Raw genomic sequence first — 8,858 nt, 5'->3', positions numbered from 1 at the left:
ATTTTTGGCTGGCATACACTATAACTAATGATTGCTTATTTTTTTATATTATACAATCTAGCTGCGTCTCAGCTTACTACCGAGTAGGGGACAATTACCACAGGATTGGGTATAGCGATCGCACCCTTGAGAATAGCAACATCCACCTGTAAATGCCCACATATCGCTGAACGTCCAAACAATAGGCTTCTGAATCTTTGATAGTGCTTCTATCGGCACAAATCCATCACAAACCCATCGTAAGTTAATAATATCTGGCTCAAGCTTAACAACTTGTGAATTAATTATATCGGGAAGCCATTGGAGAGGAAAAATTACACTACTGTCTTGTCGATTAGAGTAAAGTTTTAACGGTAAAGCATCCAATACCCGACGAGCTTTCCACATTTTTTGAGCTAATTTATTAGGGGCACTAACTATAGTAGGGTCATCCATCCGCTTATCTTGAACAAGCATTTTAGAGTCAATTCCTAGCTTCAGAAGACCCCGATGAAGTCTATAGGCTGAACGCGAAGCACCAGCGCCTCCCATTGGGTCATAGGTACTAACTATCAAGGGTTTAATCATTTTCTTAGAAGAGTATAAAATTAGCTTTTTTACTACAGGAACAAGCGATCGCACTCAACCAACGACTTTTGACCACACCCAGTTGTTAATCCTTCACACTGCTGTTTTGACCATTATAGCATCAATTGCCCAAGCTTGTAGTCATATTCAGGAGGATTAAATTTTACCATACCAGCATGAGGATTAAGGGTTAGCTCACCAAAGATAGGACGGCCAATATCATAAAAATCGACGCGTAAAAATGGCTGCTCGCTTGCTAAGGTTTCAGCCATATCAATCATAAGAGTAAAGTTTGTAGGTTTCACCAGTTCTCCCCGATAGCGGGGGTATGCTTGACTTAAGTCAAGAATCTTAAAATTGCGGTCTACAAACGCCCGTGTGCGGTTTGAAGAAAAGCGATCCACGTGGATGTCAACCATTTCGACTCGACCACGAAAGCAGAAAAATTTGTAATCTAGTAGAGACTTGCCATCTGAACCTTGGAGAAATTCTTCAATCAGGAGAGTAGGTGGAATCCAACGATATTGCCATTCTGCCGAACGATCTGAGTAGTCCATTTGCAGCCAAGCTTGGGTTTGTTCATAAGCCTTGCACCAGTCAAAAGAATATCGATTCTCAACGATCAAATTGGTGCCGCATGCATGATTAGCTTTAATAACAAACTTTTCCGGAAGACTTTCTTTTGCTACTTTTCTCAAATCTGTTCCGTTCCAATAGAGTTTTGTAAGGACATCAGAACCAAGCCGTTGTTTCACATAGTCCCGCACTGCAATTTTGTCGGCAAACACAGTATAAATAGACTGACGACAGAACAGCTTTCTGTACTGAAGTTTCTCGTTAAAGGTTGGAGGGGAGAGCAGCTTTGGTCTTTGACCAAAAACATGCCGATATTTTCTATGAATCTTAAAGCAATCGGATGGCCACAAGAGAATATCTACTATGACACGACCAATAGGCAATCTGCCCCAACCCCGTCTTTTCAGAGATTTTCCTACCCACTCACCAAACGTGATACCTCTCGTAACAAAAACTTTAGGATTCATAATATTTACCGATAGAGAAAATAGAATTGTCATAATTTGAAAATGTGTTTGATAATTCAATTAAATCATTACGACTGCGAAATTGTAGATCTTTTGTGCGAAAGTCCTTAACCTGCCGCAGTTGTTCAATTAGATTTGCACCCATTACTTTCACCCCCTCGACACTTGTAATTTTACGTCTTTTAGGGAATGAAACAGCCCTAGATGGCCCGGTGGTTCCGTATGCGATTTGATAGTGGCTCTTGATATCAATCAAGTTGAGTACTCCCAATGCTTCACCCACTGCCATGCGATCGTTATCCAGGTGGTCAATGAGCACAACAGTATGGGACCCCACCTTAGGATATAGCAATCCTCGCATCATTTGTGAATTTCTTACTCCCTCCCCGCGGGTTCTGGGAGGGTTGGGGTGGGGTAAAAAATTTACGACTCCTGCAAGGATTGCTATAGATGTTATAATCTTCGCCAGCTCCCCATCTCGCTAATGAAACCAGAAGCAGGTAGCGTCACTCAACCCTACCTGCTTACTGTTATTGTCAGCTTAGTTAACTCTGCTCCTACTTTGACTCGGTAGATTGATCTGGCGCTGTATTCTGCTCGTTTGACGCTGTTTCATCTGGTTTTTGGATTTGCTTGAGATGAATCTCATTCACCTGATTGATAAAGTTTTCTATTGCCATTTTTTTCATTTGTTGATGTTGGGCTTCGTCGGCTACATCATAGCAACGATAAGCTGGAGTCACTCCTAATACAAATTTCTCCTGTTCCGCTTCTAACAATTCCACACTCGTGTTAGCAGAAATCCAATTCTTCTGAAAAGGAAAGGAGGTAAGTATACTGGCGACTATCGAGGCGACAGCGGGACAAATTACGGGCAGCCACTTGAGCAACGATTGACCTGGTTCCAATTTGTCTACCAATACTAAAATTGGTGTGACTCCCGATAAAACAACGGTTGCCAATTGGAAAGTATAGTAAATATTTCTCGAAGTCTCTCTAGTGTTTTTATAGTCGTCAATCAACTCCTGGCAATATCGTAAAGCCTTTTCTCTCACCGGGATGATCTGATTGTCAGCCGAAACATTATTCGGGTTTAAGAGATAATTATATAGTTCAGCTTTTCTTCGGATATCTAACTGATTAGCACTATTCCGAGAGTTGCGAGCTAATTGTCTATTGGTCAGGAACAGAAAAATAAAACTCGACAGAAAAACAGAACCCAAAATAAAGATAAGTTGATTGTCTAGAAAAACTCTGGTAAGGATGCCTGCACCCACAAAAGCGGCTAGGGATAAATACTCAACTACTTTCAGGAAAGATAACATTTGTGGACTCGATGAGACTGTATTAGAAATCTCGGTCTGGTTGGTATCGGTAGAATTAGTCATTGCTTTGTAGTCTGTTTGGCGATCGGCACAAGTTTAGCCTATTGGGGTTGCTATTTCAAGCAAGCTCTGTCAAGGTGGTGAAGAAGAGCCTCAAACCTTTGAAAATTGGTGGCTGGCGATCGTTAAATCTTCCTTGTTTAACAGTTGATGACCAATAAACTGGGTTTATTGGTCATCGCCAACCGATAGCACGACCTAAAGCAGGTCGATCGTACCTTGACAGGGGCTACCACAAGCACCCTACAGAGAGAGTCGGCGCATAAATAGTAAGTATAGATTTTTTGGCGCTGCTCAATCAAAGTATGATTTTGCCTGTAGGGGTAATTCTAATTGCTTACACCGTCAGCGGTGGGGAAATCACGGGGGGATTGCCCCTACAAATTTCATACCCAATTGAGCAACGCCGATTTTTTTTTCCACTCCAACTTTACCTCCAGGTCGGTGTCAAAGTATTCACTATGACCTTAATATAAAGCTTCTGTTTATTAAACCTCTCCAGAAAAGCCTGTAAAGGGCAGGCAGGATGCCTACCCCACAAGAATTATTGGAGAGGTCCACTCGCGTCGCAACTGCCGTCACTCCTACCGCGAAAACAGATGGGAAGTGTTAGCTTAGTAGTTAGTTGTGTCGATCGCACAGAAAAAAAATGCCTGAACTACAAACCGATACCTACCAAGACCTCGACCCGCAAGTCCTCTCAAAACCCGTCATTGTCGGTCTGGAAGAGGTAACAAAAGTTTACGGAATTGGCGACCTGGAAGTTCGCGCCTTAAACGGCGTCAGCTTGACGGTAAGACAAGGAGAATATTGCTCCATTATGGGCGCATCGGGTTCTGGCAAATCTACAGCTATGAATATTATCGGCTGTCTCGATCGACCTACGAGCGGCAGTTACTATTTAGACGGCGTAGATGTCGCCCAAATGCCGGAAGCAGAATTAGCCGGAATTCGCAATTTAAAATTGGGGTTTGTATTCCAACAATTTCACCTGTTGCCTCAGTTGACAGCATTAGAAAATGTCATGTTACCGATGGTTTATGCCGGCATTTCCGCAGTAGAAAGACGCGAACGGGCAGTAGATGCTTTAACTAAGGTAGGTCTGGAAAGTCGGCTGCAAAACAGACCGAATCAACTATCAGGAGGACAGCAGCAGCGAGTTGCGATCGCCCGGGCAATTGTCAACCGTCCCGTGTTGTTGCTGGCTGACGAACCTACAGGTGCATTAGATACTAAAACTACTCAAGAAGTAATGGATATTTTTACAGAACTCAACGACAGCGGCATGACCGTTGTTATGGTAACGCACGAACCGGAAGTAGCGCGCCAAACTCGCCGTGTTGTCTGGTTCCGGGACGGTAAAGTTATTCACAATAATCTCAATCCCGAAGAGCTTTCACACGCTGTATTTTAGTATAAAAGTCGGCGAAAAGCCGACGATTTCAATCGCTTCTTGGCAAACTTTCGTCTGGTGCATCTCAATGAAAGCAAATCTATGAAAAAACGGCTAAAATGAAGGCGTTCCACATTGATAGCATGATACAGGAAGGTAGGGATACAGTTTTATGTTTGACAGAGTAAACAACCAACCTCACCGAGAGGTTTAACATCTCAACTGATTGAGAGTAACATAAAGTTTTTCGGCGTTGCTGAATCAAGGTATGATAAACTTATAGTGTGCTCGCAGACAAGCGAAAATGATTCCTTTGATTTTGATACGGAACTGGAACATCTGCAAATTTTAGATAGTGAATTAGTAACTGGATTGAATATCTTAGCATTTGTTCAGATTTAGAATAACAAAGACTTTTTCGTTTTAGGCGAGCCAAATAATGTCTTAATCTTGTATTTTCACCCTCAACTCTTATCATATATGTTTTGCTAATAATCTGATCCCCATCGGGAATAAACTTAGGGTAAACTTTCCATCCATCTGTTACATAAAAATGGCATTTCCATTTATTAACAATCTCCCATAGTGGTTCAAAGGTTTTGGCACTATGGGATCCTAAAACCCATCCTAGAATACCTGGTTTAAAATGGTCTACTGCTGTCCATAACCAGGTGCAAGTTTTTTTTGAGCCAACAAATGTTTCTAATTCATCTAATTCTCCCACTTGTGGAGTTATTTCTGCCTCATAAAAATCTGGCAAGAGTTTTCCTACTTGTTTGACCCAATTAATGATTGTCGTATGATGCACATTTTTGACTCTCCCAATTGCTCGAAAACCCAGACCATTGACATACATTTTGAGACATTCACGTTTTACCTCTGAAGAATAACCTTTATGAAATTGATAGCCCTCTATAAATTGTCTGCCACAACCGACACAAATATAATTCTGTTTACCTTTTTTATGACCATTTTTATTAACATGAGTTGACTGACATTCAGGACATTGCATAAGCTCTGCATTTTGTGAAGTGTTATTTTTTGGCGCTCGTACTCTCAACTCATCATACCCTAATTCACCAACGCCAGTTTTTCTATTGTATTCGAGCTATATCGTGTCTCAATCTGGTATTTTCTCCTTCTACCCGTGTCATATATGTTTTATTGGCGTTGCTGAATTAGGGTATGATAGATTGAGAGTACGAGTGCCAAAAAATAACACTTCAAAAAAAATAGAGCTTATGCAATGTCCTGAATGTCTGTCAAGTTACGTTAATAAAAATGGTCATAAAAAAGGCAAACAGAATTATATTTGTGTCAATTGTGCCAGACAATTTATAGACTGCTATCAACCTCATAAAGGTTACTCTTCAGAGGTAAAACGTGAATGTCTCAAAATGTATGTTAATGGTCTGGGTTTTCGAGCAATAGAAAGAATTAAAGGAGTACATCATACCACTATCATAAATTGGGTCAAGCAAGTCGGGGAATTGCTTCCTGATACTTATGAAGCAGAGACAATTCCCGAAGTTGCAGAACTTGATGAACTAGAAACATTTATTGGTCAAAAAAAATAAGATCTGGGTCCCGACAGCGGTTAATCACTTTCAGCCAGGGATTTTAGGATGGGTGCTGGGCGATCATAGTGCAGCAAGTTTTCGACCATTGTGGGAATTAGTCGGCAATTGGAAATGTTATTTTTATATTACAGATGGATGGCCAGTTTATCCCATGTTTATTCCAGATGGAGACCAAATTATCTGTAAAACTTACATGACCAGAGTAGAGGGCGAAAATACGCGACTACGACATTATTTGGCACGACTTCATCGCAAGACACTTTGCTATTCTAAGTCGAAAGAGATGCTCAAAAATTCCATTCGCTTATTAATTCATTATCTTAAGTTTTGGGACGTTCCGGTTCCCTATCCCGGGAATCATTTCAATCGCGTTCGAGCGAGGCAAATGGAGTAACGAATACATCCCTGCGATCGTACCAATCATACCTCAATTCAGCAACGCCGTTTTATTTATTATACGGTCAGCATCCTCTTGGGAACTGGGGATAAACCACACAGCCATCTGTTACATAAAAAAACACTGCCACCCTTTAACAATCTGCCCGTCAGGTTTAAATGTTTCTACACTTCGGGAACCAATTACAATAGCGATAATCCCTGCTATTGCTTTGTTGACCAATCTCCACCGCCAAATGCAAGTTTTTTACCGACTACCGACCGACTACCGTCTGTAATTCATCTATCTGAGCTATTTCGGAAATTGCATAATCATCTGGTTCGGTTTATCGGTTGTTTCGGCTCTTTTTAACCCACTTAGGGATGAGAATTAAATAAAATCCACTTTTCATGACTGTTGTGGGATGGGCGTCCCGCCCGTCTATCGGGGACGGGCGGGACGCCCATCTCACAAGAAAAAAGGGAAATTATTTAATTGACGATCCTTAATAACTGTATTGTGAGAAACCCCAGTCAGACCTTGGGTAAGGAGTTTCTGTTCTTGGACGAGTTGAGGAAACCATCAATTTATTTAAGTTTTGCCGTCAAAAACAAGCCCAGAACTTTTGTGCTTATTTGAAGAAGCATCGCCGACTGATTGTTAACTACGAGCAATTGTCAACACAAAAGGTTTGCTCAATCGGTTCGGGCTCTGTAGAGTCGGCAATAAAACAAATTGATAGAAAGTTGAAAACTTCAGAAGCGCAGTAGTTGATGAAAATTTTAATCAAATGCTTAAGCTGTTCACCATTTAAATTGTGTGTCAAAAATCACTCAAATTATTGTGGGACGTTGCTCTGAGCAACGTCCCGAATATGCAATTTAAACGCGCAACAGCTTAAGCTTGGGTGTACCTTAACGGATCAATATCCGTTTGATGCTCAAAAGCGCAAAACCGAGATGATCCCGGGATAAATTTCATGATTGAAGCTAGGAATCCAAATTCGTAAGCCTCCGTTGTAGGTTTGAAAATTTGTGTCTCGCAGAGCCACGTTAATAAAAGTCGTAATGTTTACGGCAATACGGCTGTGAGCGGGGGAACCTCCTGAGATAGTGACAATCTATGCGTTACAATATTCGTGACCTTCTGCGGCTGTTTCCTCGATCGCCCTGTATTCATCTGGAGTCAAGCGAGTCTTTGTCCCCTCTGGAAAATTGGGCCGGTTGGTTTGAGTTAGTTGGTTTGAGTTATAAGCACGATCGCACCTCCTCAATAATTAGACCTTAAATAATTAAGGCTTACAGCTAGATACTTTTCCTAACCCAGAGGCGTTTTCCAGGAGTCCCTTCAAGTTCCATAAATAACTCTCCATCCCTTTGTCAGATTCTTCTTCAAAACGGCTAAATTCTAGCTTTTCTTTTACCTTTAACACTCAACTGCTTGGTAATTGATGTATAATAATGCAAAGCAAAAAGCAGATTAATTACAAAAAATACCAAAGTTAAAAGAAAGATAAAAAAAGACGAAAACGATAGCCTTGAAGTCATCGTAAACATTGCGAAAATGATTGAGCAAAGCCCAAAACCGGAAGCAAAAGAACTTAAAAGCAGCCACCGCACCTTAGACATAGTTTAATTTAAAGATTATCAGTAAAAAGCACTCTTGGCAGCTACAGAGGAGTGCCAAATGATACTTATTACTATATAGCGGAATTGCTCAGTTCCGCCAAAGGCAAAACGACTTCTTTCCTAAAAAGGTTGCAATTCTACAAAAATAGGACTTACGCCAGGAATCATTTTTTACACTATCTGTAGTGGTAAGGTGCGGTGTGCACCGCCCTGCAAGTAGAGTCTGTGCGCAAGTCATGAGAAAAAGACAGCCCGCACTCTTGTCAACTCCTGTTGCTTGACTTAATCAGTCTAGGACGCAAAAACCCGGTTTCTTGACGTAATTTGGTCGTATACGCTCGATCGCGACAACGAGAGACCGGGTTTTTTTGGGAAGCCTGCGATCGCGAACTGTTAATATCAATCACAGGAATTTCCCTGCCTAAGGAAGCATTCCACCTCTCCCCGTACTGCCACCGCAGGCTTAATTCGCTTCCACAGCCGCCCTTCCCCCGCTATTTGTCCAAAGATTGCCAAAATCCACAAACGGCGTCACCTGAAAATGCCCTTGTTTGTCGCCGATGCGCAAAATCGGATACCGCAACTCGGCTGAACCAAAAATCCCGCTATCAGCCAGCAAAGCATCCTGACGGTAGCCCCGCACTGTCTGCAAGCCGCCGAAACCAAATTGTTCGATCGGCTGCAAAAGCTCACCTCCAGCCAACGGCAGTACAGCGTCTAATTTTTGCTTGCTAAGGAATGAAAATTTAATAACTTTAGCGTCTGCTAAATAGTCGGAACTGCACCTCGGATTCCATTTGGGTAGATATTCATCAAAAATAATTTTCATTGTTTCTTTAAATCCCTTAGCTACTTTTCGACCAGTTTCATAAATTTTATCGTTCAC

Annotated in this window: 8 protein-coding genes and 1 pseudogene; 3 read left to right on the top strand and 6 right to left on the bottom strand. The window is 41.6% G+C overall.

Going from position 1 to position 8,858, the window contains the following annotated elements; all coding sequences use genetic code 11:
* Positions 1-57: 57 nt before the first annotated feature.
* The 4 genes from QUA99_RS31630 to QUA99_RS31615 form a co-directional block, all read right to left on the bottom strand.
* Entirely contained in the window at positions 58-456 is a 399-nt protein-coding gene (locus QUA99_RS31630; protein ID WP_333245190.1) for a hypothetical protein, read from the bottom strand.
* Between the two features lie 224 nt (positions 457-680).
* Entirely contained in the window at positions 681-1,610 is a 930-nt protein-coding gene (locus tag QUA99_RS31625) for an ATP-grasp fold amidoligase family protein (RefSeq protein ID WP_333245193.1), read from the bottom strand.
* Positions 1,600-1,974: a hypothetical protein gene (locus QUA99_RS31620; protein ID WP_333245195.1), complete on the bottom strand. Its 375-nt coding sequence runs from the start codon at positions 1,972-1,974 to the stop codon at positions 1,600-1,602. The genes QUA99_RS31625 and QUA99_RS31620 overlap by 11 nt, the downstream gene beginning before the upstream one ends.
* Before the next feature lie 193 nt (positions 1,975-2,167).
* A complete protein-coding gene (locus QUA99_RS31615; protein ID WP_333343647.1) occupies positions 2,168-2,998 on the bottom strand; it encodes a DUF4231 domain-containing protein in 831 nt (276 codons plus the stop codon).
* A gap of 646 nt (positions 2,999-3,644) precedes the next feature.
* On the opposite strand from QUA99_RS31615, the gene QUA99_RS31610 reads away from it, so the two are divergent.
* The gene (locus QUA99_RS31610; RefSeq protein WP_333245201.1) at positions 3,645-4,409 is read left to right on the top strand and encodes an ABC transporter ATP-binding protein; all 765 of its coding nucleotides are present in this window, start codon (positions 3,645-3,647) and stop codon (positions 4,407-4,409) included.
* Positions 4,410-4,665: 256 nt separating this feature from the next.
* Here the strand turns inward: QUA99_RS31610 and QUA99_RS31605 are convergent, their stop codons facing one another.
* Entirely contained in the window at positions 4,666-5,400 is a 735-nt protein-coding gene (locus QUA99_RS31605; RefSeq protein ID WP_333245204.1) for an IS1 family transposase, read from the bottom strand.
* Between the two features lie 229 nt (positions 5,401-5,629).
* Between QUA99_RS31605 and QUA99_RS31600 the strand changes: the two genes are divergently transcribed.
* A protein-coding gene (locus tag QUA99_RS31600) for an IS1 family transposase (protein WP_333245211.1) occupies positions 5,630-6,362 on the top strand; the annotation gives its coding sequence in 2 pieces (ribosomal slippage) (positions 5,630-5,955 and positions 5,954-6,362; 735 coding nt in all).
* Positions 6,363-6,907: 545 nt separating this feature from the next.
* Positions 6,908-7,111: pseudogene (locus tag QUA99_RS31595) on the top strand (ISKra4 family transposase); the annotation flags it as partial.
* 1,324 nt (positions 7,112-8,435) lie between these two features.
* On the opposite strand, the gene QUA99_RS31590 reads toward QUA99_RS31595, so the two are convergent.
* On the bottom strand, positions 8,436-8,858 hold a 423-nt coding region (locus QUA99_RS31590; RefSeq protein WP_333343649.1), incomplete at its 5' end, for a BamA/TamA family outer membrane protein.

It is taken from the genome of Microcoleus sp. F10-B2, from assembly GCF_036704965.1.
Classification (GTDB): domain Bacteria; phylum Cyanobacteriota; class Cyanobacteriia; order Cyanobacteriales; family Microcoleaceae; genus Microcoleus.
The sequence above is the reverse complement of the archived record's forward strand: the minus strand, read 5'-3'. Positions and strand labels throughout refer to the sequence as shown.

Excerpts from the sequence above, each read along its gene's own strand:
- QUA99_RS31630 (WP_333245190.1), bottom strand. The coding sequence starts at position 456 with ATGCTTGTTCAAGATAAGCGGATGGATGACCCTACTATAGTTAGTGCC.
- QUA99_RS31625 (WP_333245193.1), bottom strand. The coding sequence starts at position 1,610 with ATGAATCCTAAAGTTTTTGTTACGAGAGGTATCACGTTTGGTGAGTGG.
- QUA99_RS31620 (WP_333245195.1), bottom strand. The coding sequence starts at position 1,974 with ATGATGCGAGGATTGCTATATCCTAAGGTGGGGTCCCATACTGTTGTG.
- QUA99_RS31615 (WP_333343647.1), bottom strand. The coding sequence starts at position 2,998 with ATGACTAATTCTACCGATACCAACCAGACCGAGATTTCTAATACAGTC.
- QUA99_RS31610 (WP_333245201.1), top strand. The coding sequence starts at position 3,645 with ATGCCTGAACTACAAACCGATACCTACCAAGACCTCGACCCGCAAGTC.
- QUA99_RS31605 (WP_333245204.1), bottom strand. The coding sequence starts at position 5,400 with ATGCAATGTCCTGAATGTCAGTCAACTCATGTTAATAAAAATGGTCAT.